General features: G+C 46.6%; 25 protein-coding genes. 18 read left to right on the plus strand and 7 right to left on the minus strand.

Going from position 1 to position 25,458, the window contains the following annotated elements:
• The first annotated feature begins 174 nt into the window (after positions 1-174).
• Positions 175-579 (plus strand): DUF485 domain-containing protein, encoded by a 405-nt coding sequence (locus AC4EHB_RS13315; protein ID WP_490981814.1) that lies wholly within the window; start codon positions 175-177, stop codon positions 577-579.
• Positions 576-2,111, plus strand: a complete 1,536-nt coding sequence (locus AC4EHB_RS13320; RefSeq protein WP_490976267.1) for a solute symporter family protein — start codon at positions 576-578, stop codon at positions 2,109-2,111. Before AC4EHB_RS13315 ends, AC4EHB_RS13320 begins: the two co-directional genes overlap by 4 nt.
• Positions 2,112-2,228: 117 nt before the next feature.
• On the opposite strand, the gene AC4EHB_RS13325 is transcribed toward AC4EHB_RS13320, so the two are convergent.
• Complete coding sequence (locus AC4EHB_RS13325) at positions 2,229-3,437, minus strand: metal-dependent hydrolase family protein (protein ID WP_490976266.1); 1,209 nt, start codon at positions 3,435-3,437, stop codon at positions 2,229-2,231.
• Between the two features lie 371 nt (positions 3,438-3,808).
• Positions 3,809-4,594 carry an alpha/beta fold hydrolase gene (locus tag AC4EHB_RS13330; RefSeq protein ID WP_490976265.1) on the minus strand — a complete coding sequence of 262 codons (786 nt, stop codon included), beginning with the start codon at positions 4,592-4,594 and terminating at the stop codon, positions 3,809-3,811.
• Positions 4,595-4,874: 280 nt separating this feature from the next.
• Here AC4EHB_RS13330 and coaW point away from each other — a divergent pair, with 280 nt between their 5' ends.
• The 3 genes from coaW (at position 4,875) to AC4EHB_RS13345 (ending at position 7,528) form a co-directional block, all read left to right on the plus strand.
• A complete protein-coding gene (gene coaW, locus AC4EHB_RS13335; RefSeq protein WP_490976264.1) occupies positions 4,875-5,678 on the plus strand; it encodes a type II pantothenate kinase in 804 nt (267 codons plus the stop codon).
• A 474-nt stretch (positions 5,679-6,152) separates the two neighbouring features.
• On the plus strand, positions 6,153-6,800 hold the full coding sequence (locus AC4EHB_RS13340) for a hypothetical protein (RefSeq protein WP_490981815.1): 648 nt from the start codon (positions 6,153-6,155) through the stop codon (positions 6,798-6,800).
• Between the two features lie 353 nt (positions 6,801-7,153).
• On the plus strand, positions 7,154-7,528 hold the full coding sequence (locus AC4EHB_RS13345) for a VOC family protein (protein ID WP_490981816.1): 375 nt from the start codon (positions 7,154-7,156) through the stop codon (positions 7,526-7,528).
• A 162-nt stretch (positions 7,529-7,690) separates the two neighbouring features.
• On the opposite strand, the gene AC4EHB_RS13350 is transcribed toward AC4EHB_RS13345, so the two are convergent.
• On the minus strand, positions 7,691-8,251 hold the full coding sequence (locus AC4EHB_RS13350) for a nitroreductase family protein (protein ID WP_490976261.1): 561 nt from the start codon (positions 8,249-8,251) through the stop codon (positions 7,691-7,693).
• Between the two features lie 157 nt (positions 8,252-8,408).
• Here AC4EHB_RS13350 and AC4EHB_RS13355 point away from each other — a divergent pair, with 157 nt between their 5' ends.
• Positions 8,409-9,806 (plus strand): protoporphyrinogen oxidase, encoded by a 1,398-nt coding sequence (locus AC4EHB_RS13355; RefSeq protein WP_490976260.1) that lies wholly within the window; start codon positions 8,409-8,411, stop codon positions 9,804-9,806.
• 100 nt (positions 9,807-9,906) lie between these two features.
• Here AC4EHB_RS13355 and katA read toward each other — a convergent pair whose 3' ends face one another.
• A complete protein-coding gene (gene katA / locus AC4EHB_RS13360) occupies positions 9,907-11,373 on the minus strand; it encodes a catalase KatA (RefSeq protein WP_490976259.1) in 1,467 nt (488 codons plus the stop codon).
• A 314-nt stretch (positions 11,374-11,687) separates the two neighbouring features.
• On the opposite strand from katA, the gene AC4EHB_RS13365 reads away from it, so the two are divergent.
• Both AC4EHB_RS13365 and AC4EHB_RS13370 read left to right on the plus strand, forming a co-directional pair.
• Entirely contained in the window at positions 11,688-13,190 is a 1,503-nt protein-coding gene (locus tag AC4EHB_RS13365) for a class I adenylate-forming enzyme family protein (protein ID WP_490976258.1), read from the plus strand.
• A 26-nt stretch (positions 13,191-13,216) separates the two neighbouring features.
• Positions 13,217-14,398, plus strand: a complete 1,182-nt coding sequence (locus AC4EHB_RS13370) for an acetyl-CoA C-acetyltransferase (protein WP_490981922.1) — start codon at positions 13,217-13,219, stop codon at positions 14,396-14,398.
• Positions 14,399-14,470: 72 nt separating this feature from the next.
• Here the strand turns inward: AC4EHB_RS13370 and AC4EHB_RS13375 are convergent, their stop codons facing one another.
• Positions 14,471-15,724, minus strand: a complete 1,254-nt coding sequence (locus tag AC4EHB_RS13375) for a C40 family peptidase (protein WP_490976257.1) — start codon at positions 15,722-15,724, stop codon at positions 14,471-14,473.
• Between the two features lie 399 nt (positions 15,725-16,123).
• On the opposite strand from AC4EHB_RS13375, the gene AC4EHB_RS13380 reads away from it, so the two are divergent.
• From AC4EHB_RS13380 to AC4EHB_RS13390, 3 genes are all read left to right on the plus strand, one after another.
• Positions 16,124-16,519, plus strand: a complete 396-nt coding sequence (locus AC4EHB_RS13380; RefSeq protein WP_490976256.1) for a hotdog fold thioesterase — start codon at positions 16,124-16,126, stop codon at positions 16,517-16,519.
• Positions 16,520-16,619: 100 nt separating this feature from the next.
• Positions 16,620-17,210, plus strand: coding sequence for a DUF4825 domain-containing protein (locus tag AC4EHB_RS13385; RefSeq protein ID WP_490976255.1), 591 nt, complete (start codon positions 16,620-16,622; stop codon positions 17,208-17,210).
• Between the two features lie 103 nt (positions 17,211-17,313).
• Positions 17,314-17,883, plus strand: coding sequence for a TetR/AcrR family transcriptional regulator (locus AC4EHB_RS13390; RefSeq protein ID WP_490976254.1), 570 nt, complete (start codon positions 17,314-17,316; stop codon positions 17,881-17,883).
• Positions 17,884-17,909: 26 nt separating this feature from the next.
• On the opposite strand, the gene AC4EHB_RS13395 is transcribed toward AC4EHB_RS13390, so the two are convergent.
• Both AC4EHB_RS13395 and AC4EHB_RS13400 read right to left on the minus strand, forming a co-directional pair.
• On the minus strand, positions 17,910-18,437 hold the full coding sequence (locus AC4EHB_RS13395; RefSeq protein WP_490981817.1) for a methylated-DNA--[protein]-cysteine S-methyltransferase: 528 nt from the start codon (positions 18,435-18,437) through the stop codon (positions 17,910-17,912).
• Positions 18,421-19,020, minus strand: coding sequence for a bifunctional transcriptional activator/DNA repair enzyme AdaA (locus tag AC4EHB_RS13400; protein WP_490976252.1), 600 nt, complete (start codon positions 19,018-19,020; stop codon positions 18,421-18,423). Before AC4EHB_RS13400 ends, AC4EHB_RS13395 begins: the two co-directional genes overlap by 17 nt.
• 163 nt (positions 19,021-19,183) lie before the next feature.
• Between AC4EHB_RS13400 and AC4EHB_RS13405 the strand changes: the two genes are divergently transcribed.
• The 7 genes from AC4EHB_RS13405 to AC4EHB_RS13435 all read left to right on the plus strand — a co-directional run bounded on the left by AC4EHB_RS13405 (position 19,184) and on the right by AC4EHB_RS13435 (position 25,441).
• A complete protein-coding gene (locus AC4EHB_RS13405) occupies positions 19,184-19,330 on the plus strand; it encodes a hypothetical protein (RefSeq protein WP_490976251.1) in 147 nt (48 codons plus the stop codon).
• A 183-nt stretch (positions 19,331-19,513) separates the two neighbouring features.
• Entirely contained in the window at positions 19,514-21,178 is a 1,665-nt protein-coding gene (locus AC4EHB_RS13410) for a formate--tetrahydrofolate ligase (protein ID WP_490976250.1), read from the plus strand.
• A gap of 7 nt (positions 21,179-21,185) precedes the next feature.
• Positions 21,186-21,413 (plus strand): hypothetical protein, encoded by a 228-nt coding sequence (locus AC4EHB_RS13415; protein WP_490976249.1) that lies wholly within the window; start codon positions 21,186-21,188, stop codon positions 21,411-21,413.
• A gap of 151 nt (positions 21,414-21,564) precedes the next feature.
• Positions 21,565-22,872 carry a DUF4139 domain-containing protein gene (locus tag AC4EHB_RS13420; protein ID WP_490981818.1) on the plus strand — a complete coding sequence of 436 codons (1,308 nt, stop codon included), beginning with the start codon at positions 21,565-21,567 and terminating at the stop codon, positions 22,870-22,872.
• 32 nt (positions 22,873-22,904) lie between these two features.
• Complete coding sequence (locus AC4EHB_RS13425; protein ID WP_490981819.1) at positions 22,905-23,402, plus strand: TspO/MBR family protein; 498 nt, start codon at positions 22,905-22,907, stop codon at positions 23,400-23,402.
• Between the two features lie 141 nt (positions 23,403-23,543).
• Positions 23,544-24,158 (plus strand): PH domain-containing protein, encoded by a 615-nt coding sequence (locus tag AC4EHB_RS13430; protein WP_490976246.1) that lies wholly within the window; start codon positions 23,544-23,546, stop codon positions 24,156-24,158.
• Positions 24,159-24,460: 302 nt separating this feature from the next.
• Positions 24,461-25,441, plus strand: a complete 981-nt coding sequence (locus tag AC4EHB_RS13435) for a proline dehydrogenase family protein (protein WP_490981820.1) — start codon at positions 24,461-24,463, stop codon at positions 25,439-25,441.
• Positions 25,442-25,458 lie beyond the last annotated feature (17 nt).

Raw genomic sequence — 25,458 nt, forward strand, 5'->3', positions numbered from 1 at the left:
TAAATTAGAGCCCGGTTGCTGACAATGGCAACGGGGCTTTTTGGCGTGTCGTATTCCATTAATCGAAATGGTATTAAATGCCATCTATACCATTTAACACATTGACTTGGTAAATGTTAAATGTTTTAATAGTTTGTATGTTCTGAAAGTATAAGTAAAAAAGGGGTGTTGATTATGGCGAAAACGGCAACGGGGAATAACGCTTCAGTTCCTGCAAAGGGCCAGGACAAGGCGAAGATGGCAGGGAATAGAAGAGAGGCGGGGCATGTCCCGGATTTCGAAGCAATCGAGGCATCTGCCAGTTTCCGGGAATTGATGAAGAAGAAAAAGGCATTTTTGATTTCGACGACGATCTTATTTTTAGGCTTGTATCTATTATTCAACCTCATCATTTCCTATACCGATTGGCTAAGTGCGCCTTTCATCGGCGATATTTCATGGGTGTGGGTATTTGCTTTCGGCCTTTTCGCCATGACGTGGATTCTTGTCACCGTATACATGAAACGCGCAGCGAAATTTGATGAAATGGCGCACGATACATTAAAAGAATTCAATTATGACGAGGAGGAAAACCGATGAACGCAACTGTCATTATCATTTTTTTAGTCATCGTTGCGATGACTCTCGTCATAACGTATTTTGCAGCGAAACGCACCAATTCAGCGAGTGATTTCTACACAGCAGGAGGCGGATTGACCGGCTGGCAAAACGGTCTGGCGATTGCCGGGGATTATCTGTCTGCGGCATCATTCTTAGGAATCGCCGGGTCGATTGCGTTATTTGGCTTTGATGGCTTCCTGTTTTCAATCGGTTACTTAGTGGCCTATCTGGTAGTCTTATTCGTCGTAGCGGAACCCCTGCGCAATTTGGGGAAATACACGCTGGCGGATATGATCAATGCGCGTTTTAACGCGAAGAAAGTGCGCGGCGCTGCGGCGCTCAGCTCTATCACAATTGTCATCTTCTATATGATTGCCCAGCTCGTCGGTGCCGGCGCGTTGATCCAATTATTATTCGGTATCGATTATTTATGGGCTGTCTTGCTGGTCGGGATTATGATGACGATCTATGTCCTGTTTGGCGGTATGACCGCGACGAGCTGGGTGCAGATTATCAAAGCAGTGCTGCTGATGATCGGTACAGTCATCTTGTCGTTCCTGGTCTTGCAGCGTTTCGACTTCAGCATCCTGGAGATGTTCGCACAAGTAAAAACGGCGACACCGCACGGAGAAGCGTTCCTCAATCCTGGTGTAAAATACAAAATACCTTTGGATACCATTTCGCTAATGCTGGCACTCGTCCTCGGTACAGCTGGTCTGCCGCACATCCTTATGCGCTTCTTCACGGTGCGTGACGCAAAAACGGCGCGGAGTTCTGTTATGTGGGCAACGTGGATAGTAGGCATTTTCTACGTTATGACCATTTTCCTTGGTTTTGGTGCTGCGGCATTCGTGGGCTCTGAAACCATCATCAATACCAACCCTGCCGGCAATATGGCGGCACCACTCCTTGCGCAAGCTTTGGGCGGAGATATCCTGATGTCGTTCATTTCCGCAGTAGCCTTTGCTACGATCCTTGCCGTTGTGGCCGGCCTGGTGCTGACCGGGGCATCCGCGTTTGCCCATGATATTTACGGCCAGATCATCAAAAAAGGACAAGCAACAGAACGGCAGCAAATGCTTGCGGCCCGCTACGCGTCTGTCGGGGTATCCGTGTTCTCGATTATCCTGGCCATTTTTGCCCAGAGCCTGAACGTGGCGTTCCTGGTGTCGCTGGCGTTCTGTATCGCAGCTAGCGCCAATTTACCGGTTATCGTTTACACGATTTTCTGGAAGAAATTCAATACGACCGGAGCAGTTTCGGCCATCATTACTGGACTGGTGTCCGCGCTTGTTCTGGTGTCAATTGGCCCGAGCGTCATGAACCCGGAAGCCGGGGCAGCCATTATTACAGGCACTCCGCTCTTCCCGCTGACCAATCCCGCCATCGTTTCCATTCCGCTTGGATTCCTCGGTGGAGTCGTCGGGACCTTGTTATCGAAAGAAGCCAACGAGAAGAAATTCTCCGAAGTCAATGTCCGCGCAAACACAGGCGGCTTCAGACAGTTATAGGATCAAAACAAGCCGCCTTCCTGTAATTTAGGAAGGCGGCTTGTTTTAGCTAAAGTAAGAAATTCACGAAAGTTTATAGGCAAACACTATATTCAATTTTTTGGCTGACCACGTCTTTTATTTAGTCGGGATGGTTTCTCTGTGGTGATTGCCATGCACAACTGCTCCTCCTTTATAAACCGTCTCGACTGCACGGAAAGCAGAAAGGGTTTCTTCTGGATCTTCGGACAAGATGATGAAATCAGCTATTTTTCCTTTTTCCAGTGAACCGAATTCGTTTTGGACATTCAGGACTGAGGCCGCATCATAAGTAGCGGAAGCGATGATGTCACGGATATTCATCCCGCCTTCATGCATCAATTCAAGCTCTTTGGCAAAGTCGCCGTGCAAGTTGAAAGGAGTGCCAGCGTCTGTGCCGGCAGCAATTTTCACTCCGGCTTGGACTGCTTTTCGGAAACTTTCTTTATGGGCCTCATAGCAATAAATAGCCTTTTTGACGGCATGCGGAGGTATCGCTCCGGAATCGGCATTTTTCACAATATAATAAGGTGCGGCAAGGGTAGGAACAAGCACAGTTCCATATTTGATCATCAATTCAATGGTTTCATCGTCTAGGAAGATGCCATGCTCAATGGTTGTAATTCCGGCACGTACGGCATTCTGAATACCTACAGTACCTTGGGCATGTGAAGCGGTGGTCTTTCCAGCGTGGAGTGCTTCTTCAACAGCTGCCCGCATTTCTTTTTCAGACAACTGCGGCGAACCCGGGTCAACTCCAGGCGTCATAACCCCGCCAGTCGCCATCAGTTTCAGCACGTCAGCGCCTTGCTTCAATGTTTGGCGAGCCGCTTTGCGGACTTCGTCTTCGCCATCAGCTTCAGAAGCGAGAGGGTAGCCGTGGCCTCCAGTCATGACGATTGGCTGGCCAGAACCGTAAACAGTCGGGCCCGATATAAGACCTGCATTGACTGCATCGCGGTACGCCAGATCAATATGCCACTTAGAACCCAGGTTACGGACACTGGTGACTCCTGATTTCAGCTGTTTTTGCGCATTGGCTTGGTGGCGATAGGCAGAAGTAGCCTGGCTGTCAGTAGCAATTTGAGCGAATGGATCAGCTATGCCATCCATGCCAAGGTGAATGTGCATATCGAAAAAGCCCGGTAAAATGGTTTTTCCCTGTGCGTCGATAACGGTTTCTGCGCTTCTTTTGGCCGCCTCTTCACCGACAGCAACAATCTTGTTTTCTTCAATGACGATGGCTGACTGTAACAGCTTCTCGCCTCTTCCTGTATAAATCGTGGCATTTTCAATTTTCAAAGACAATGGAATTCCTCCTTCATTTTATGGTCAAGCGATGTTTCCTGCGGAGCCAAGCAGCAATATGTCTTTCTTTGTAATTTGAATTATTGAAATATTTTCATTTTTACCTCTTCTACTATATAGAAGAGGGCACAAAAAGACACGGAATAAGTTAGGGGTGGCCTCAAAAGAAGTTTTGAGCTATAAAAATGATTATTTTATAGTTTTATATTCCCTCTGAAGCGAGATGAATTAAGCTGTTAAGAGGTTTCTCCTCACCTTATTGTAAAAGAAGCCAGCGAGAAAAATTTCTCCGAAGCCAATGTCCACGTGAACACGGCCGATTCAGACAGCCAAAAGATGAAAAGAACATAAAACAAGCCGTCTCCTTTTTATTAAAGGACAGACGGCTTGTTTAGATTTTGCAGGAATCGATGGACGATTTCATTGAATTCCGGAAATTTCTTTGGTGGTGTTTCGTGAGAGACACCTTTTATATAGACTACTTCCACGTGTTGCACTGATCGCAGAAAAGCGTCTTGATGATGGTGCATCGGTTTTTCCTGAGAACCATAGATCATCAGCACCGGCATGGTCAACCGGTAAAGCGAATGGGTGGAATCATACTTCAATCCCTCTTTGCAAAATTCGTATACGCTTTTGGCATTGGCCTTTTTGGCATAATCGAAAAACTTCTTTTCGTCGCTTTGGTAATACTTATGCGTCTTGGCCTGCATTTTGGCGAGCAGCGGAATCTGGTGAAGTTTGGACATGGCCATTCCGAAAACAATCAAGCTTTTCAAGCCTAAATGGTCCACTTTTGGATAAGCGCTGGTAAGAATCAAAGCGGCTGTCCGTTCCGGATAAAGCAAAGCGAATTCCTGCGCTATGGTACCTCCATTCGAAAATCCACAAATAACCGCCTTTTCAATTCCAATAGAATCCAACAGTTTTTTCAAATCGTTGGCCAGCAAGAGAATCGATAGCGGATCTTTGCCGATGGAACTACGGCCGTGGCCCCGGAGATCGTAAAAGATGGTCTGGTAATGATGGGACAATATTTCCTGATGCATGAACACCTGGTGGCCCATGACAGGCGGATGGACAAAGACAATTGGCTGGCCTTGCCCTTTTATCTCGTAATACAAAGAGACGGAATCATCGATAACAGCATATGGCATTGGCAAGCTCCTTTTTTAATGAGGTGATAAATTGAGTGATTGAGGCAAACGGGATACAAGATTGAAAAAGCCGCGGCTTTCTTTGCAGTTTCACCTCTATACCCTGACTGCCAGTGATGTAAAACAAAAACCTCGTGTAAAAGCTGGTATGAGGATTTTCTGCAAGTTACTGGCCCAATCGTTATCCGGCAAAAAAATTTCGCGAATACCATTATTGTGGTAAAATTTCTTGAGATATAATTCACATTAGCTGGAGTTTCCAGAAGGAGCAGGTGCAAAAATGATAGTTGGAATTGATGCAGGCGGGACGCTGATCAAAGTGGCTTATGCGGAAGCGGGGGGAATTCACTTTGCGAAATATCCGATTGCGGAAATGGAACAGGTGGCTGATTGGATAAATGGGCTGGGCCAAGCGGATATTTGTGTAACTGGGGGAAAATCAGGCGTTTTGCGTTCTTTTTTAACGAAAGAAACAAATGAAATGGTCGAATTCGAAGCGACGCATTTAGGCGTCCAATTTCTTCTTGAAAAGATGGGGCGCAACGATGACGCGTATTTGGTGACAAATGTAGGCACCGGGACTTCTATCCATTGCATTCAGAACAATACCCATGAACGGCTAGGTGGGACGGGAGTCGGCGGCGGCACGTTGATTGGCCTGAGCCATTTGCTGACAGGCTTGACCGATTTCGATGAAATTGTGCGGCTGGCAAGCAAAGGATCCAGAGAGCGGATTGATTTAAAAGTAAAGCATATCTATGAAGGCAAAGAACCGCCGATATCCGGCGAATTGACAGCCAGCAATTTTGGCCAAGATCTTTTTTCGATATCCAGCGAATTGTCGGTCGAGGAATTGCTGGCAACGGTCATCGGACTTGTCGGGGAAACGGTCAGCACTGTCAGCGTCCAAGCGGCGCGCCAATGCAGCAGCTCAACTATTATTTATATTGGGTCGTCGTTTATTGAAAATGCGCTGCTCAAACAAGTAGTGGAAAGCTATACGATTTTAAGGGGCTCTATACCGCTGTTCCTGGAGAACGGTGAATTTTCCGGAGCAGTCGGAGCGATGAAGAGTTTAATCTGAAAAATGGCTGTCGAGTGTCTCTCGACAGCTCTTTTCATTTCGCTGCCACAATGCTTTTTCTCCAATAAAGACCATGAAAATTTGCTTTAATCCGTTCAGTTGAGAGGCGCAAAATCAAAACTAAAGCAGCTATTAGACCGTTAATTCGCAACTGAATTAGCGGTCTTTTCTTTGCTGTCATCTAAAGCGTTCCATATTAAATCGCACCCTTTTAAACAATTGAATTAACCGTACTTTCAATTGACATACAATATTTATTGTAAGGTGTTAAAACCTTCCTGAAATGACTGCCAATTCAGTTGTTAACCCTAATTTGAAAAAGAGAAAGTTTATTTTTTTCATAGAAATCTATAAATGGAATTTAATTGTAAGGAAAGAGAAACTGTTTAAAGTTTCATCCGTATTACTACTATGAACACATTTGTTTGAAGAAAAATTGGAGTTATTTTACTAAATTTATGAGGAGGTCATTTTATGGATTTTTTAAGAAACAACGAACACTCATCTATGAAAAAAGCTCTCGGCATTCTTTTTTTGATTTTCACCAGTTTATTGATTATGGGTTGTTCAGCCAATGGTCCAGCAAAGGGAAATGGAGCAGAAGCGGAAGAGACGGCCGATAAAAATGAACAAGCGATTCGGGCTGTTATCGAAGAGGAATTCGATGGGCAAGATGAGAAATATAAAGAATTATTGGATGCCGCGATGGAAGCGCAAATTTCAGAAGAATATATGGATGATTATGAAGCCTATCTGGAATCAGCCGAATATCAAGCATTAATGAGCTATATGGAAGAAACCTATGCATCCTACTTTACAGAGAACGGGTATGATAACTTCATAAATGCAGTTCCTGCTTTTATGTATTCTGGTTTTGATCAAGATTATGAGTTGAACGCTTCTAATATTGAAATAGCTCAAAGCGAACACGGACCAACGCTATACGCCTTCACTTTCCAAGTAGAATATACAGATGAGAATGGAGAATCTAGTCAATTCAATTTCGAGGGGGATGCAATTGCCCCTGAAAAAGGAAAAATCGGGAAGATCGAATATTTGGATGGGTATGAGGATGGGCTGCATCAAGTGCTAACAAACAATGAACAAAAAAAGACTAACTGAACGCCACCTTTAGACGGCGTTTGTTTCATTTAAGATGAACGATATGAAGTTACTGCATAAGAAAAAATGGCGCGTAGTTTCGCAGATTTCAGGTTTTGAAAACCTTACGAATTAGAATACTTTTTTGAGTTATTATAAGGTGTTTATTTGTAGGGGGAATTGTTGCGATTTTAAATGCTAATAGAAGGTTTTGCTTCTCTCATCTGAACGGGTTACCTTTGCTTTGAAAGTTTTTTTATGATAAGTACGACCATGTCAATATCCAGGAAAAAGCTAAAGACTATTTAAATGTTCTGAAACATAGACTAAGATAAAATAAATACGAGTCCATGACACTTAAAGGAGCTGAAGAAATGATCAGTAAAGTTGGCCAGGTTATGTTGTACGTCAACAATCAAGACGAAGCAGTGGATTTTTGGTCAAAAAAATTGGGGTTTGCTGTAGTCGCTGATGAGAACAGCCAAGGAATAAGATGGATTGAAATAGCTCCGTCAGAGGGTGCTGAAACGAGCATCGTTCTGCATAACAAAGAAACAGTCGCAAAAATGTCGCCTGGATTAAATTTAGGCACTCCTTCTTTGATGTTTTTCACGGAAGATGCCGAAAAGCTGTTCAAGGAGTTTACCGGTAAGAACATTACAGTCGGAGAAATTGTAGAAATGCCTTCAGGCAAAGTGTTCAACTTTGCGGACAATGAAGATAATTATTTTGCGGTAATGGAAAAATAGATTCAACGCAACAAGGACTCGTGGAACTCTTTCAGGCTGTAGACAAACTCGATCGATGCGAGGCGTTTATGGTCTTTTTTATATGGAAAAAAGAGGCTTTTGGAAAATTCATCCCAAAACCTCTTTAGTCTCTAGTCTGGGATGGCGTCTGAACGCCATCTTTTATTTGTCTATAATCGTCAGCTTGTTGCGGATGTCGGTGCGTTGGCCTTGTTCCGGCACGTGCTGCGGATAGCCGATCATCATCGTGGCCACTATTTTTTCAGCTGGCGCAATCCCAATTGCATTACGGAATACCGGATTGTAGACCCAGTCGTTCGAGCGCCAGATCATGCCGATGCCGCGTTCCCAGGCTGCAAGCTGGAAATTCTGCAGCAGCGAAGAAATTGCGCCGTAATCTTCATCCCAACGGCGCTGCCGCGGATCGACTGGCATAATGGCCACGACGTGCACCGGTATAGAGCGGAAATACTGCGCTTTGTTCAGCGCTGTCTGCGGAATGGTGCCATCTTTTTGGGTCATGGCATCCAGGAAAGCCTGGACGAATTTCTCTTTGCCCGCTCCGGTATATAATTGAAAACGCCAAGGTTCATTGAGCATATGGTTCGGTGCCCATCTGGCGACATTCAGCAAGTCGATGATTTCTTCAGGATCAATCGGGTCCGGCTTGAATTTCTTTATTGACCGGCGTCCGATAATGTTTTGGTCTATAGCATTTATCATGAGTGCGTCCTCCTCTGTCCACTTAAATGTTTCTATCTTAATCAAACCAGTCTGCAGAAGGAAACGCAATAAAAGCGTGTTAAAAAAGACAAAATATCTCCTGCGGCAAAAGGGAATTGTTGATAGAATAGAAACCATAGTAAGGAGTGGATTGGATATGGCGACAGTGGCAATCATCGGCGGCGGCATTACCGGATTATCAGCCGCGCATTATTTGGAAAAGCTGAAGCAGGACCAGAACCTTGAATTGGATCTTGTGCTGATTGAAGGAGAGGCCCAGCTGGGCGGCAAAATACGCACTGTGGACAATGGCGAGTTCATCATGGAAACGGGAGCGGATTCGATCGTCGCCCGCCATGCAAGTGTTCTGCAGCTTGTAGGAGAATTGGGGCTGCAGGAAAGAGTCGTCTACAACGGCACGGGGATTTCTTATCTATATGCCAATAACAAATTGCATGCAATTCCAGCAGACAGTGTCTTCGGGATTCCCATGGACAAAGAAGCGTTGTTCAGTTCTACGCTTGTGTCGGAACAGGGCAAGCTGGAAGCGCTGAAAGATTTTGAAAGCACAAACGAGACGTTCACACGCAATAGTTCACTCGGGGAATTCCTGAAGGCGTTTCTAGGCGAGGAACTGGTAGAGAAGCAGATCGCCCCTGTATTGTCTGGCGTGTATTCCGGCAGCTTGGACGATTTGACGCTGGCCACGACCTTGCCTTATCTGGTGGATTACAAAAATGACTACGGCAGCATCATCAAAGGATTTGAAGCCAATAAAGCCCATTTCCAGGGAGCAGCAAACAAGAAATTCATTTCTTTTGATGGAGGAATGGCGGTATTGATTGATCGGCTTGAAGAAACGCTTCATGATACGAAAATCGTGAAAGAGGACCCGGTCTCCGCTATTGTCAAACAAGGTGACGGGTATGTAATTGAGCTCGCAGGAGGAAACGTCATCGGAGCTGACTTTGTTGTCTTGGCAACACCGCACCAAGTGGCCCAGCAAGTGTTGGGGCTTGAGGAGCTGGACGAGGAATTCCAGAAATTGACGAATTCTTCGCTGATCAGCGTCTACCTGGGATTTGATATTGCGGATGAAAACCTGCCTAAAGACGGCACCGGTTTTATCGTATCGGAAGGCAGTGACATCTTATGCAACGCCTGTACGTGGACCAGCCGGAAATGGAGCCATACTTCACGCGGCCACCACCTGCTTGTCAGGCTCTTTTATAAGAGTTCGAATCCGGCATACGAAGGATTGACAGCATTGTCCGATGCAGAACTAGTGAAAGTGGCATTGTCCGATATCCAAAAAAGCCTGGATATCGAAGCGCAGCCGACAACGGTCGAAGTGACCGATTGGAAAGGGCTTATGCCCAATTACCATATGGCCCATAAAGCCGCGGTCGATGCATTGGAAATGAAGATGGCAGCCGTGGTTCCGAATGTCCATTTGGCAGGTTCTTCGTATTACGGAGTCGGCATCGGGGCGTGCATCCAAAACGGCAAAGACTTGGCGCAAGCTATCGCAAATAGTTTGCAGCAGCAAAATTAAAAAAGGAAACGGCCTTTAAAAAGCCGCTTCCTTTTTTGTATAGAAAAACTGCCGCATCCATGAGGAGCGGCAGTTAATTGAGAATGGTTGGGCTAATTGATTATAACGTTTCAGAGAAGGCAGGCACTTTAAGGCCTAATCCTTCAGCAACACGAGCGCCGAATTCAGCGTCAGCTTTGTAAAGATGGCTGATTTGGCGGATTTTGATTTCTTCTAACGTTACAGCGCTTAAACCGCCGACGAACGTAGCGACCAACCGGTCTTGTTCTTCAGGGCTTTGCAGGCGGTACAGGTCGCCAGGCTGTGTATAGAAATCGTCTTGCAAATAAGTGACAGAATCAGTGAATCCTTCAACAGCAAGCGGAGCAGGTTTAACAGCAGCTGTTTCTTGGGGGCCGCTGAAGCTGTTCGGCTCGTAATAGACAGAAGCTCCGCCATTCTTGCCAAAGTTCATCTGGCCGTCGCGCTGATAATTATTGACTTGGTTTTTCGGCGCATTGATCGGCAGCATCTGGTGGTTGGCGCCTACACGGTAGCGATGTGCATCGTGGTAGGCGAACAAACGGCCTTGCAGCATTTTGTCAGGTGATACATCGATCCCCGGTACCAATGTGCCAGGTGAGAATGTCGCCTGTTCAACTTCCGCAAAATAGTTTTCTGGATTGCGGTCCAAGACCATACGGCCGACTTCGATTAACGGGTAATCTTTATGCGACCACGTTTTCGTCACATCGAATGGATCGAAGCGGTACGTGTCGGCTTCTTCCAAAGGCATGATTTGTACGTACATCTTCCAAGCAGGGAAATCTCCTTGATCGATTGAATTGAACAAGTCTTCCGTATGGTAGTCGGGGTTTTCGCCCGCAATTTTATCTGCCACGTCTTGTGTGATGTTTTTGATGCCTTGTTCCGTCAGCATATGGTATTTCACCCATACCGATTCACCTTCAGCGTTCGTCCATTTGAACGTATGGCTGCCGAATCCATGCATATGGCGAAGCGTCGCAGGAATTCCGCGGTCACCCATCAAATAAGTGACTTGGTGCAGTGATTCCGGTGATAGCGACCAGAAGTCCCACACTGCGTCAGGGTTTTTTAGATGGGTTTGTGGATGGCGTTTTTGAGTATGGATGAAATCCGGGAATTTGATTGCATCGCGGATGAAGAAAATCGGCGTGTTGTTTCCAACTAAATCGTAGTTTCCTTCTTCCGTGTAGAATTTCAAAGAGAATCCGCGCGGATCGCGCACGGTGTCCGCAGAACCGTTTTCACCGGCTACTGTGGAAAAGCGTGCGAACATTTCCGTCTTTTTGCCGACTTCCGACAAGAAAGAGGCTTTCGTATATTTGGTGATGTCATTCGTCACTTCGAAATAACCATGTGCGCCTGCACCTTTGGCGTGGACGACGCGCTCAGGAACACGTTCACGGTTAAAATGGGCTAATTTTTCAAGAAGGTGAACATCTTGCAATAGGACAGGTCCGCGTTGTCCGGCTGTCTGTGAGTTTTGGTTATCTCCGACTGGGGCGCCCCAGTTAGTTGTAAGACCTTGTTTGTCTTGACTCATGAATCGAACACCTCGTTCTCTGGATTTGTATTAAACACTACCTTATCAATGATAACAGTTTCTACATTAAAATCAATCCTTAATGATAATCATTATAAATAATGTGTGACTAGAAATGGAATGAAATAAATTTTTAAACGAAGATTTGAATTTTAAACTGCAGGGTAAGCATCTCGTTGCAATCCAAAATAAAAGCCGATAAGATTAGGATAGAAAGAGTTTTCAGAAAACTATATTTTGTAAGCACTTACAATTGGTCCGCCGCCGCAAAACGCAGAGGAAGCGGCTATTCGATTCCAAAGGGGATGAAGCGCATGTTCATTACAGAAAGCATTGCTGAATACGCAAAAACGCAGCCGGACAAAGTTTATACCTCTTTCCAAGGCAGAGAAATGAGGTATCGTGAATTTTACCGGAAAGCCGAAGGCGTGGCGGCTTATTTCCAGCAAAAAGGCTATGAAAAAGAAGACATCATCGCTTTGTATGCGTTGAATTCGGATTTCTTTCTCGTGTGCTATTTCGGCATCCAATTGGGCGGTTTTACCGCCATGCCGATCAATACAAAACTGGCCGTTCCAGAAGTGGAGTATATCTTTTCGAACTCGCAGGCGAAAGCGCTAATTTACGAAGAGAAAATCGAAGAAGTGATCAAAAAGAGCGAACACAAATTCCAAGATGTGCTGAAAATCGGCGCAGGCGGTCCGTTCGATCGCTTAATGGCGGGTGAGCAGCCAGAATTCAAACCTGTCAAACTGGCTGGAGATGATACAGCGGTGGTCATGTACACGTCAGGCACTACCGGGAAACCGAAAGGGGTCATGCTGACCAATGCCAATCTCGGCGCTACCGCAGACATTTGGGCGGAGGCGCTGTCCGTCACCGCCGATGACCGCATGCTAATCTCAACGCCTTTGTTCCACTGCGCGGCTAGCCACGTATTCGTAGCACCGGTTACGGCAAAAGGCGGTTCGCTCGTCATCGAAGAAGCGTTTTCGCCGGACCAAACTTTGCAAACGCTGGAATCAGAGCAGCCGACAATGTTCTTCGGAGTACCGGCGATGTACAGCATTCTTTTGAACCGCCCGGATATTAAAAGCCGGGAATTGTCTTCGCTGCGCTTGTTCTGCTACGGTGCTGCACCGATGCCCTATGAACTTGTGAAACAGCTGAAAGAGGCGTTTCCGGAAGTGGCTGTCCAAAATTGCTACGGGCAAACAGAAAATGCGCCCGCCGCTTCATCGCTGAAAGACCATTTGGCATTGGAAAAAATCGGTTCGGTGGGAGAAGCACTGCCGCTGACAGAAATCAGGGTGGTCGACGAGTTCGGAGAATCGCTCCCTGCAGGGCAAGTGGGTGAAATAACGGTTAAAGGCCCTCAAGTGATGAAAGGCTATTTGCGCAACGAAGAAGCGACTCGCCAAGCCATTAAAAACGGCTGGCTTTACAGCGGGGATTTAGGGAAATTCGATGAGGAGGGTTTATTGTATATAGTGGACCGCAAGAAAGACATGATCATCCGCGGCGGTGAGAACGTTTACCCGGTGGAAGTGGAAGAAGTGCTTTATCAGATTCCACAGCTGCTGGAGGCGGCGGTTGTCGGAGTACCGCATGAAGTTTACGGCGAAGTGCCGAAAGCCTATGCCGTTGTAAAAGCAGGACAGGCAATCAGCGAAGAAGAAGTCAAAGCGTATTGCGGCGCCCAGTTGGCAAAATACAAAGTGCCGCTGGAAGTGGAGTTTATGGATGAATTGCCAAGAAACGCTTCAGGAAAAGTACTGAAACATACGTTGCGCAAACCGGCGGAACAAACAAAATGAGTGGATTGGGAAGGGGAAATGAAATGATGGGAAATATATATTTGGTAAACGGAGCACGAACCGCATTCGGAGGGTTTGGAGGATCGTTCGCCAATGTCAGCGCCACGGAGCTGGGTACGGCAACAGCAATAGAAGCGCTGAAACGCTCCAATGTAAAAGCAGAAGACATCGACCACGTCGTATACGGCAACGTCATCCATTCAAGCGTCAACGCTGCTTACTTGGCGCGCCATATCGGCCTAAAAGCGGGCATTCCGAAAGAAGTTCCGGCATTGACACTAAACCGCCTATGCGGTTCGGGTGCACAAGCTGTCGTAACAGCGGCTCAAAATATTCTGCTCGGCGAGGCCGATATGGTCCTTGCCGGAGGCGCCGAAAATATGTCGATGTCGCCTTATGCCAATTTCAACCAGCGCTTTAATGGCCCGAAAATGGGCAATATGCAATTCGAGGATATGCTGACGGCTACGCTGACAGACCAATACACCGGCGCCGGAATGGGGATGACGGCCGAAAAATTGGCGGAGCAATACTCTATTTCACGCGAAGAACAAGATGCTTTTGCAGTCGAATCACACCAGCGGGCTGCGCTCGCCACAAAGAATGGCGTATTTGCAGAAGAAATCGTCGGAGTCGAAGTAAAGACCCGCAAAGGAACCGTTGTGGTTGATAAAGATGAACACATCAAACCCGAGGCAAGCACAGAAACGCTTGCGAAGCTGCGTCCGGCATTTAAAAAAGATGGCACCGTCACAGCGGGCAATGCCTCAGGCATCAACGACGGAGCAGCTTCAGTCGTTGTTGCCGGGCAAACAGCTGTCGATCGCCACGGCCTGGAGCCGATTGCGCGCATCGTTTCTTGGGGAGTGGCAGGAGTCGATCCGACCATTATGGGAATCGGTCCGGTCCCTGCCATCAAACAAGCACTCGAACGTGCCGGCTTGTCTCTTGAGGACATCGATTTGTTCGAAATCAATGAAGCATTCGCCGCCCAATATTTGGCGGTCGAAAAAGAGCTTGGGCTTTCCCGTGATAAAGTCAATGTCAACGGCGGCGCGGTGGCACTTGGCCATCCGGTGGGCACGAGCGGCACTCGCATCCTGTTATCGGCTGCTTACGAACTTAAGCGCCGCGGAGCGAAATACGCGGTAGCGAGCTTGTGCATAGGCGGCGGACAAGGCATTGCTGTCGTGATTGAAAGTACTTGATCTGCCATTCGATAAACTAAAAAATCCGATGCCGCTTTTAGGAAGCGGCATCGGATTTTTTTATGGTTTTATTTAATAGAAGCGTTTAAAGCTGTCGAATTTTTTGCCCCAATAGGAATCGCTCAGGCTGGTGATTTGGACGCGGTCCCCACCGGCATGGATAAAGTTGTTATTGCCAATATAAATGCCCATATGGGAAATTCCTGGTTTGTATGTATTGGCGAAGAACACCAAATCGCCCACTTGCGGATTGCTGATATCATATGAACGCGCATCGTAGCCTGTTGTATTGGTGCGTGGAATTTTGATGCCTGCTTTGTTGAATACGTAATAGATGTAGCCGCTGCAATCAAAGCCGCCTACGGATGCTCCACCCCAAACATATGGTGTGCCTAATTGGGAAGTGGCGATTGAAATCAGATTCCCGGCAGTGCCAGAAGGCGCCGGTGCAGGATTGGAAACAGGTTTTGGCGTCGGTTGTGTAGCGACTACTGTATTTTGGACATTCAGTTTTTGGCCGACTCGGATTGTGCTCGACGTCAAGCTGTTCCAGTTCATGATCTGTGTCACTGAAATGCCATGGCGGATGGCGATGCCCGTCAACGTATCTCCTTTAGCGACCGTGTATGTTCCGGCTGAAGCCACTGGAGCCGGAGCTGGGGCAGCAACTGCTGGCGCAGGTTTGACTGCCGCAGCAGCCGTTTGGAGCTTAAGAACTTGGCCGATCCGGATCGTGCTTGAAGAAAGGCTGTTCCAGCTCATCAACTGAGAAACGGAAACTTTGTGGCGGCTCGCTATGCCTGACAACGTATCGCCTTTAACAACTTTGTAAGAAGCCGAAGAAGCAACTGGAGCTTGCGCAATTGCTGGAGTCGGAGCCGGAGTTGCAGGTTTAGCAGAGGTTGCAGCTGCCCCGGCTATTTTCAGCTTTTGTCCTGGAAAAATTAAATGTGTAGTAAGGCCATTTAATTTCTGGATGTCGCTGACTTTCGTTTTATGTAGAGTTGCGATTCGGGAAAGTGTATCCCCGGATTTTACTATGTATTCGGAACTCGATGCTGTTTGGGGCTTCTGGGCTGTGGCCGGGCTGTTTGAAAAAGCAGCCGTTGCTGCAGGTGCTAATTTCAACACTTGATTAGCGTATATTGCATCAGAACTTAAGCCGTTCCATTTTTTCAAATCTGCTACAGTTACCTTGTTGGAAGAAGCGATTTTCCAAAGGCTGTCTCCAGGTTTAATCGTGTAAGAGCTGGCATCTGCATCTGTAACACCTAAAAATAAGGCTAAAGAACCTGTAGCAAGCACTGAAAAAGCAATTTTCTTCATTAATTCTCCCCATTCCATCATCTTAGTTTCAGAAAATAGTAAAATATACGAGCATCTAATAGTCTAGTTCATTGTATATTTATAAGAAGAAATAGGCAATATGATTTAATATTACAATTGTGTTACAAATAGATAATAGGGGTTTAAAGTAAAAAAAATACAAATTTAAAGGTCTTTAAATGTAATTCGTTATTTATAGTAGAAAATAAATCACAGATATTCTAATTGGATATCAAACGGATCGAAAAAAAGACGTGAGAAAAACAAAAATGAACAAAAAGTCCTCTTTTTTATCATATTATTAAATATTTGTTTTTTTATTATATAAAATTCACTCCTGGGAAAATGAGCATCGGTATGGTATTTTGAGAATAACCATAAAAAGGAAGGGTGTTAGGCATGGAATTGAAACCTTATGAACAAACAATCATTGGCACGCTGGGAATAGAATTCACTGAGACTTCCGCAGAACGTGTAATTGCAACAATGCCGGTAAATGCATCAACGCATCAACCGTTCGGGTTGCTTCACGGCGGGGCATCTGTCGTACTGGCAGAATCAGTGGCGAGTGTCGGAACGTGGAATTTAATCGATCAGGAAAGTGAAATTGCTGTAGGGCTGGAAATCAACGCCAACCACATCCGGGGGAAAGCTTCTGGAGTCGTAACAGCAATAGGCACACCGCTCCATAAAGGGCGGAGTACGATGGTGTGGGATATTAAAATCGTGGATGAAGAAGAAAAATTGATCTGCGTTTCCCGTTGCACAGTCGCTATTATGCTAAAAAACCGGTAAGGGATTTTTCTTTCGCCGAATTCTCTGAAATTTTTTGGAACTTTTCTGGAAGTCGCACGTATAGTTAAAGTAAGAGAGTGTGCGACAGGGGGTACGGGAAATGCGATGGGCAAAAGGGATAGCAATACTTGCGGCATTCATGCTGTCAGCGTGTTCAGCGGAAGCGGGAACCGAAATCACCACAATTGAAACTGTGAAAGAAAATGACCTGGCGGAGTTGAGCGCAACTTATGTAGGGGATAACTCACGGGTCTTGGGCATTGTCCAGGAATTACCCGGTGCCGAAACGCTGAAGGAATTGAATTTGCAAGGTGAAAAGGTCCGAATTACATACGGCACTAAAAAAGGTTCGCTGCCGCAAGGCGATATCTTGGCTTATTGGTTCGATGACAATAAAGGCATGGAGAAAAACTTCCTATACAATACAGTCTACCTAACGCTTCTTGTGCCAAATTCCAGTTCATACTCATTCCGCATCGACGATTTTTCTTTCGCCATTGAGAGAGAAGAAATGGTGGAAATCCTGTCCGAAGAGTTCCTGGATTTCCCAGCAGGCGACGAGGCCTGGGACCAGGAAGTGGTGGAAGTTTTCATTGAAGACAATCGCAGAGAGATTGAGGGATGGGTCGAATCCGGCGCAGTGCGCAAAAAAATTTTCTCTGAGCATCCGGTCATTTATATTTCAAACTGAAACCGCCTGTCTGTCAGGCGGTTTTTTTGTTGCCTAAGAGGGTACTCCGATAGGTAATGGGATAAAATATGCAGCGGGATTCAGAGAAAGGCAGTGTGGTGTTATGAAAGCGGAACTAATCCAGGCAAGCATCAGCCTCTTTGTGGAAAAAGGGTTTAGTGCGACGTCTATCCAGGACATTGTGGACAGGGTCGGAGTGACAAAGGGGTCATTCTATTATCATTTTAAAAGCAAAGAAGGGCTGTTGATGCATATCCAGTCTTCTTATATCGCCGACTTGCTCAGAAGGCAGAATCAGATTCTGGAAAGCGGGCAAAATGCGAAAGGCAAACTGGTGAAGGTTGTGGAACTGCTTATCCGGGATATCGAGGAGCAAGGTGAAATAGGCAAAGTCTATTACCGTGAAATTCGCCATTTGTCTCCAGAGAATGCAGCTATTATCAGGCACCAACGCGCTGAGTTCCGGAACAAGATCGAGGCGGTTGTCAAAGAAGGGATTAAGAGCGGTGAATTCCGCATCGGGCTGGAGCCGAAAATGGCGACTTTCGCAATACTTGGCGTCACCAACTGGAGCTATCAATGGTTTAATCCTTCAGGTACGCTGTCTGTGACTGAGCTTGCATTTATGCATACAGACTTTATCTTGAATGGCATGCTCGCTGAGAAGAAATGACTGTGTCCAGCGCTAATGGAAACCCCTCAAATCAAAGGATTTGAGGGGTTTTTTCCGGCTTCAAGTTCAAGCAAAAATCGTTTCAGCTCCAAACCTCCACGGTATCCTGAAATGGCACCGTTCTTGCCGATGACCCGGTGGCATGGCACGGCAATGAGCACAGGATTCGCGCCGATTGCTGTACCGACAGCCCGTATGGCAGTTGGTCTGCCAACGAGCCCGGCGATTTCGGAATATGGAACGGTCCGTCCGAAAGGGATCTGCTGCAATACCTTCCAGACGTCGCGCTGAAAGGGTGTGCCTTTGGCATCAATCGGCAAGGTGAAAGAAGATTCGGCACCGCTGATGCAGTCAAGCAATTGCTTGCGGTAGGGTTCCAATGCTTGCCCGCTCTCTTCTAAGTGGCAGCCGGGGAAGCGTTTTTTTAAATACTCGCTGAAATGTTCAAAAGATTCTCCTGGCGACCCAACATAGCAAAGCCCGTCGCGGGTTTTGGCGATATAAAGTGTCCAGTGGCGGCTTTCAAGCATTGACCATTCAATCAGAGTGTCCATTGGGCATGTCCCTTTCTGTTATATGAAATGATTTCCGGTACCGGGCTGGCGTAAGCCCGGTCTTTTTCTTGAAAAAGGTAATAAAGTAAGCGGTGCTGCCGAATCCAGCGGTGCTCGCGATTTCTGCGATCGGCAAATCGCTGGCCTGCAAGAGCTGAAGTGCTTTTTCAAGACGTTTCTGCTGGGTGTAAGCCAAAGGCGATTGGCCCTTAAAATGCGTGAACAGGCGCTGCAAATGATACGGGCTGCCGTGGAAAGTTTCCGCTAATGTTTCCAAAGCCACAGTCTCGGTGAAATGGGAGTCAATCCACTCGGCCACTTGATCAATCCATTCTTCAGCGGGAAGATTCAAGCCGTCCGGCCGGCAGCGTTTGCATGGACGGAAATTTTCGTCGAGCGCAACAAAAGCGTTTTTAAAAATGCGGACATTTTCTCTTTTAGGGAGGCGTGATTTGCATGAAGGGCGGCAAAAGATGCCTGTTGTTTTGACGCCGTAGAAAAATTGGTCGTCAAAAGAATCATCATTGTCCACAATCGCTTTCCAGAAAGTATCCGGGACCAGAATCGGTTTCAGTTTGGCCATGATGTCTTCACCTCTTCTACAGTATATACCTTTTCGTTGGTGCAATGAGGTTTGTTGGATGAGAAAGCAAGATTGCGAAACTCAGAAAAATTTAAAAAGATTTTCCAGTTTTATCAGGTCTGATTAGGGAATAAAAGGACTAACACCAAAGAGGAGGGATTACATGGCTAGAGACAAAAACAAAGACGAATTGAAAGACAATGTGCTCGAACATGAATTCAGAGAACAAGCCCAGGAGTCGATGGAAGAAGTTCGTTTCTCACATGGTAAAAAGGAAGAAACCGAAACAGACGAAAAAGATCAAAAATGATTCCTTAAACAATGCAATCCCGCTTGCCGATCTCTGGCGTGCGGGATTTTTGCTTGCGAGAATAGTGCGAAAGCAGGATTTATGGGCAGAACTGCAGGTGGCGTTCACTTTTGCTCGGCAGTTGATTTTATTTTTCAGGTTGTCAGGTTATACTAAAAAGAAAAATTGAAAGTTGGGACATGGATGCCATTTACGGATTTGTCGATAGCTGCTGGCGCTAAAATGCTGCCAATACAGGAAATTGCAGAACGTGCGGGAATTTCAAAAGATGCTCTGGAACTTTACGGAAACTTTAAAGCGAAGATTAATGTCAATTCATTGCCTCCGGCGGGAGCTCTTGGGAAAGTCGTCCTTGTGACGGCAATCAGCCCAACCCCTGCAGGCGAAGGGAAATCGACAGTGACGGTCGGTTTGGCGGATGCTTTCAACCAACTGGAAGAATCAGTTGTAGTGGCACTCCGAGAGCCTTCACTTGGGCCGGTCATGGGTGTCAAAGGAGGGGCCACTGGCGGAGGTTTTGCACAGGTGCTGCCGATGGAAGACATCAATCTTCACTTTACAGGAGATATCCACGCCATCACGTCAGCCAATAATGCATTGGCGGCATTTATCGACAACCACTTGCACCAAGGAAATGAATTGTCCATCGATCCGAGGCGAATTACGTGGAAACGTGCGCTTGATATGAACGACCGGGCGCTGCGCCATGTGACAATCGGGCTTGGAGGCCCTGCTCAAGGGGTGCCGCGTGAAGATGGCTTTGACATCACGGTGGCTTCTGAGATTATGGCTGTGCTGTGTCTTGCAACATCAATGGACGACTTGAAAGAGCGCCTTGCACAGATGGTCATCGGCTATACGTACGGACGGGAGCCGGTAACCGTGCGCGAACTTGCAGTGGAGGGCGCATTGGCGCTATTGCTGAAAGATGCCTTCAAGCCGAACTTGGTGCAGACGATCGAAGGGACGCCGGCATTGATCCACGGGGGACCGTTCGCGAACATTGCCCATGGCTGCAATTCCTTGGTGGCGACGAACACGGCCCGCCAATTAGCGGACATTGTAGTTACGGAAGCTGGTTTCGGAGCAGATTTGGGTGCTGAGAAGTTCATGCACATCAAATCGAGAAAAGGCGGCTTCCATCCCGATGCAGTGGTCATCGTGGCCACTGTGCGTGCGTTGAAAATGCATGGCGGCGTTGCAAAAGGCGACTTGGCGAATACAGATCCGGATGCGGTTCGCCGCGGAATGGTCAATTTGGCAAAACACATTGATACCATCCGCCAGTTCGGCATCGAACCGGTGGTTGCTCTGAACCGCTTCGTCGGAGATTCAGAAGGCGAACTTGCTGAGATTATGGGATGGGCAGAAGCGCAGAACGTCGCGATTGCCATGACCAATGTCTGGGCTGAAGGCGGAAAAGGCGGGATTGAGCTGGCGAAATTGGTAAAACAAGAGCTGGAACGCCCAACTAATTTCAAATTCCTCTACAACGAAAGCGATGAAGTAGAAGAAAAGCTGCGTGCCATTGTACAGAAAGTTTACGGCGGCACAGATGTCCAGTTATCGGATAAAGCACAAAAGCAATTGCTGGAGCTGAAGAAATACGGGTGGGATGAATTGCCGATTTGCATGGCGAAAACACAATATTCGTTATCTGACCAGCCGAAGCTTTTAGGCCGCCCGGAAGGGTTCACCATCACGATCCGTGAAATCATCCCGAAACTGGGCGCTGGATTCCTTGTTTGCCTGACGGGAGATATCATGACGATGCCAGGCTTGCCAAAACTGCCGGCCGCTCTGAATATGGATGTCGACTCAGAAGGCAAAGCAGTCGGGCTGTTTTAATAGAAGCATGGCCAACGAACATAGGGTTTCATTGATTGACTTTGTCGAACGCGGATCCTCGCTTTATATTCAACTGGCGGTATACGACGCAGAAACCGAGCGTCAATTTCAGGAAGAAGTGCGGTTTTTGGGCGATTTGCTGTATGGCGAATTCGTCCATCCACAGCATTCGCCATTATCAGACGGCTGCCGGCAATACGTCATCGCCTATTTAAAAGACCGCTTCAATCGCTGAAGCGGTCTTTTTGCGCGCCGTTCAATCGCTATGCGGTGAAATTGTAGACAATATTCAGATGAATGTGATAGAAAAGCTGGATTTATGCTACTATATGGAAAATAGGATGTGCGGTTTTGATGGGCTTAAATTGCTGAGAGGATGTGTTTTCATGAAAATACAATCAACGCAAGAAGAACGGAAATCACTTCGGCTAACGGTTTACAATGGCGGTTTCGGGTTGGTGAAAGAAGTGCGGTTGCTTGAGTCATCCGAACCGGCATCAGAAATCCAGTTCATGGATATCGCGGAGCATATCGAGGCGGATTCGGTCATGGTCCGGGGCCTTCAAGTGCTTGAGCAGAATTATGATTATGACTTGGCTGATGGGCAAAAGCTGCTCGCAAAATACATCGGGCAGGTCGTGACGGTCCGCAATCAGGAAGCTAGCGAAGAAATGGCGATGCGCCTGTTGAGTACGTCGGACGGCATCGTTGGTGAACGCACTTATAATGGTGAGATTCTCATCAATCCGCCAGGGGGCTTAGTCTTGCCAGCATTGCCGGATGGGCTTTTCCTAAAACCTTCATTGATTTTCCAAATTGATCCGATGCCCTTGCGGCAAGAAATCCAAGTCTCTTATATGACGAAAGGGATTGAATGGGAGGCATCTTATGTTGCTGAAATCGCCAGCGAAACGGTCAGCCTCTCGGGGTGGGTCAAGCTGCGCAATGATACCGGAACCAACTTTCCGGATGCGGCGTTCAAATTCATTTCCGGTGAAGTGAACCGTTATGAAACGCCACATCTGTTCCGTGAGTCGAGTTTCATGCAGCAAAAAAACATGGACGCCGACCTGCCGTTCGAAGAACATGGCTTCGCTGACTACCACGCCTTTACACTGGAACGGCCGGTCACGCTAATGAATGGCCAATTAAAGCAAATCAATTTCATGCGGATGGAAGGCGCGAGTTTCAAGAAAGCTTATGTGGTTGAACGGAACAGCAGACAGGCGGCCGTGAAGCTGCAGTTTAAGAACAGCAGCGCCAACGGTTTGGGCATTCCGCTGCCGAAGGGGCTCGTGAAAGTTTTTGAGCAGGACACGGACGGAGAACTGGAATTTGCCGGAGAAGATTTTTTGGAGCATACGGCAAATGGGGAAACCGTGTCGCTGAAAATCGGGCAAGCAGTGGATATTTTGTCGGAAAGCCGAGAAGCGCTGCGCGAACGGCGCGGCAATTTGGAAGTTGTGACGTGCATCTACGAAGTGAAGAACAAAAAACAAGAAGGTGTGAAGATCGATATCGACCATGAGATTTTCGAAACCTTGTGGAAGATGGAGTCATCATCGCACGATTACGAGGTGAAAAGTTCGCGGATTGTTGAATTCCGCGTGTGGGTGGGCGCAGGGAAATCGGTAGCAGTGGAGTTCACATATGTAGTGGACAAAGGCAGCGAAGAAAATCCGCGGCCCCTGTAAAGAGCCTGATGGAAACTAAAGGAGGAAAAAGCATGGAATTCCTGAAAGTGGATGGCAAGATTGAACCCGGAAAACTGGCATTGAGCATAATGGTGCCGGTTGTCGGAGGTTCATTAGCCGGCGCGTTCGCAAACTGCAATACTCAAGAAAAGTATGCTGAATTGAAAAAGCCTTCTTTTTCCCCTCTGCCTTGGATTTTTCCGTTGGCCTGGACTGCTTTATACACTTCCATGGGAGTTGCAAAATACCGGGCGGCGGAAAAATCCGCACCGAAAAACGAAGCGAAGAAAGTGCTGCTTCCCTACAATCTGCAATTGGGCCTGAATTTTCTGTGGTCATTCCTTTTCTTCAAATGGGGGCTGCGCGGCACAGCGTTTGCGGAAATGGCATTGATGCTCGCGGCAATAACTTGGACGACGTATGAATTTTATCAATACGATCAAACGGCCGGCAATCTCATGGTCCCTTACATCGCCTGGGTGGCATTCGCAATGGGCTTGAACGCTTCGATTTGGAAGCTGAATAAATGAAGGATAAGGAAAGGGGCCGCTGGGAAACTTCCAACGGCTTTTTGTTGTTCAGCGGCTTGCTAGCATTTGATAAAATGGAGAAAATTGTATACAGTTTCTTACATAAGGATTATTATTTTTCATGAAAAGGGGAATGGAAACATGTTCAAGAAAATGGCTGCAGACGCTTTAGGATTATCGGATGTCGGGAAAATCATCGACCCACAGGACTATGACAAGACAGACGCTGACGATTATGTCATGCATGAAGACCAGGAAAAAATCTTTTTCCTGATTAAAACCAAAGCGGATGAATACTGCTTTACGAACCTCGCCTTGATTCACGTTGACGGCGAAAGCGCAATGTCTTCAAAGCGCACCTTGAGGCGCTACCCATATTCCCAGCATTTCATTTCGGATGTCTTTATGGAAACAGCAGGGAAAATTGATCTGGACGTTGAAATCGGCTTTAAACTTGGCCAAATTCCGTTCAAGATCGATGTTCAAAAAAATCAGATTGAGAAATTGACGGACCTTTACAAATCGCTGCTGCGTATTGCGGAAATCACTTATGAAAACAAAATCTTGATTTCCATGGCCAATGAAAGCTTGGACAAAGCTGTCGTCGTGCTGCAGAATTCGCGTCCAAACGATGTCGCTTTGGATGTGCAGTATTCCAAGCTGACCGACTTCGGCTTTACGTGGATGTCATCGGTACGCAACCAATACCACGTCAAAGACTTTGGCGATGTGTTCGAAAAGTATATCAATAATTGATCTGCAAAGAGTCTTCCGTCCAACAATTGGCGGCAAGGCTTTTTTTTAGCTTAAGCTATGATTAGGCGAGGCTGCCGGCCGCATGATACACTGTGCGATATCGGGAAGCGTTTCCGAAATTTGATGAAATTATGGCGATGCCATAGCTCTTTTCGAGATTGACTGAAGTTTTTTGATGCAGGTTCCGAGAAAAAAGATTACAATTAAATTTGCTTATACCGAACAGTGAATAAAGTGGGAAACATTCCAGATGCCATTGGGCAGAATCAGCTTTTGGGTGAATTGGATTAGGAGGAGAAATTATGTTAAAAGACGTATTTATCGGTTTATCAAAAAACCAATTTCTAACCAGTGCGGCCAAAAAATATGGCCTTAAATTAGGGGCGCAAACTGTTGTAGCGGGAGTGGATATCGAAGAGACGATCAAAAGCATCCGTGAATTGAATGCGAAAGGCATCAGCTGCACAGTTGATAACCTAGGAGAATTTGTTTTTGAAAAAGAAGAAGCCCTCAAAGCGAAAAATAGCATTTTGGAAGTTATTGAAAGCATTCATTCAAATGGAGTAGATGCGCATATTTCCTTAAAACCTACCCAAATCGGCTTAGACATCGATTATGATTTCTGCTATGAAAATTTACGTGAAATCGTCGATGCGGCAAGCAAGTATGATATGCACATCAATTTGGACATGGAAGATTATGGACATTTACAACCTTCATATGATTTGATGGATACTCTTCTGAAAGATTACAACAATGTCGGAACGGTGATCCAAGCTTATTTCTACCGGGCAATGGACGATATTGAAAAGCATAAGGATCTTCGGCTGCGCATCGTCAAAGGCGCTTACAAAGAGCCCGTTGAATACGCTTACCAAACTGCAGAAGAAATCGATGCGAATTTCATTAAGCTGATTGAATATCATTTGCTTCATGGGAAATTCACGTCCATCGCGACGCACGATCACAACATCATCAACCACGTTATCGACTTCGTGGAAAAGAACAGCATTTCGCGCGACAAATTCGAATTCCAGATGCTTTACGGATTCCGTAAAGACATGCAATTGGACTTAGCGAATAAAGGCTATCATTTCTGTGTCTATGTGCCATTCGGCGACGACTGGTACGGCTATTTCATGCGCCGCCTGGCAGAGCGCCCGCAAAACTTGAATCTTGTTGTTAAACAAGTGTTCAACAAACGCACCAACAAGGCGATTGGCCTGGTTGCGGGAGCATTCCTGCTCGGCCGCATGACGAAAAAAAGCAAAAAAAGAAGATAAGGAAAAGGATGGCCCAT

This window comes from Planococcus sp. TJ-302 (assembly GCF_058268455.1).

Bases quoted from the DNA above. Each gene is read 5' to 3' on its own strand.
- AC4EHB_RS13315 (WP_490981814.1), top strand. From the start codon at position 175: ATGGCGAAAACGGCAACGGGGAATAACGCTTCAGTTCCTGCAAAGGGC.
- AC4EHB_RS13320 (WP_490976267.1), top strand. From the start codon at position 576: ATGAACGCAACTGTCATTATCATTTTTTTAGTCATCGTTGCGATGACT.
- AC4EHB_RS13330 (WP_490976265.1), bottom strand. From the start codon at position 4,594: ATGCCATATGCTGTTATCGATGATTCCGTCTCTTTGTATTACGAGATA.
- coaW (WP_490976264.1), top strand. From the start codon at position 4,875: ATGATAGTTGGAATTGATGCAGGCGGGACGCTGATCAAAGTGGCTTAT.
- AC4EHB_RS13340 (WP_490981815.1), top strand. From the start codon at position 6,153: ATGGATTTTTTAAGAAACAACGAACACTCATCTATGAAAAAAGCTCTC.
- AC4EHB_RS13345 (WP_490981816.1), top strand. From the start codon at position 7,154: ATGATCAGTAAAGTTGGCCAGGTTATGTTGTACGTCAACAATCAAGAC.
- AC4EHB_RS13350 (WP_490976261.1), bottom strand. From the start codon at position 8,251: ATGATAAATGCTATAGACCAAAACATTATCGGACGCCGGTCAATAAAG.
- AC4EHB_RS13355 (WP_490976260.1), top strand. From the start codon at position 8,409: ATGGCGACAGTGGCAATCATCGGCGGCGGCATTACCGGATTATCAGCC.
- katA (WP_490976259.1), bottom strand. From the start codon at position 11,373: ATGAGTCAAGACAAACAAGGTCTTACAACTAACTGGGGCGCCCCAGTC.
- AC4EHB_RS13365 (WP_490976258.1), top strand. From the start codon at position 11,688: ATGTTCATTACAGAAAGCATTGCTGAATACGCAAAAACGCAGCCGGAC.
- AC4EHB_RS13370 (WP_490981922.1), top strand. From the start codon at position 13,217: ATGGGAAATATATATTTGGTAAACGGAGCACGAACCGCATTCGGAGGG.
- AC4EHB_RS13375 (WP_490976257.1), bottom strand. From the start codon at position 15,724: ATGAAGAAAATTGCTTTTTCAGTGCTTGCTACAGGTTCTTTAGCCTTA.
- AC4EHB_RS13380 (WP_490976256.1), top strand. From the start codon at position 16,124: ATGGAATTGAAACCTTATGAACAAACAATCATTGGCACGCTGGGAATA.
- AC4EHB_RS13385 (WP_490976255.1), top strand. From the start codon at position 16,620: ATGCGATGGGCAAAAGGGATAGCAATACTTGCGGCATTCATGCTGTCA.
- AC4EHB_RS13390 (WP_490976254.1), top strand. From the start codon at position 17,314: ATGAAAGCGGAACTAATCCAGGCAAGCATCAGCCTCTTTGTGGAAAAA.
- AC4EHB_RS13395 (WP_490981817.1), bottom strand. From the start codon at position 18,437: ATGGACACTCTGATTGAATGGTCAATGCTTGAAAGCCGCCACTGGACA.
- AC4EHB_RS13400 (WP_490976252.1), bottom strand. From the start codon at position 19,020: ATGGCCAAACTGAAACCGATTCTGGTCCCGGATACTTTCTGGAAAGCG.
- AC4EHB_RS13405 (WP_490976251.1), top strand. From the start codon at position 19,184: ATGGCTAGAGACAAAAACAAAGACGAATTGAAAGACAATGTGCTCGAA.
- AC4EHB_RS13410 (WP_490976250.1), top strand. From the start codon at position 19,514: ATGCCATTTACGGATTTGTCGATAGCTGCTGGCGCTAAAATGCTGCCA.
- AC4EHB_RS13415 (WP_490976249.1), top strand. From the start codon at position 21,186: ATGGCCAACGAACATAGGGTTTCATTGATTGACTTTGTCGAACGCGGA.
- AC4EHB_RS13420 (WP_490981818.1), top strand. From the start codon at position 21,565: ATGAAAATACAATCAACGCAAGAAGAACGGAAATCACTTCGGCTAACG.
- AC4EHB_RS13425 (WP_490981819.1), top strand. From the start codon at position 22,905: ATGGAATTCCTGAAAGTGGATGGCAAGATTGAACCCGGAAAACTGGCA.
- AC4EHB_RS13430 (WP_490976246.1), top strand. From the start codon at position 23,544: ATGTTCAAGAAAATGGCTGCAGACGCTTTAGGATTATCGGATGTCGGG.
- AC4EHB_RS13435 (WP_490981820.1), top strand. From the start codon at position 24,461: ATGTTAAAAGACGTATTTATCGGTTTATCAAAAAACCAATTTCTAACC.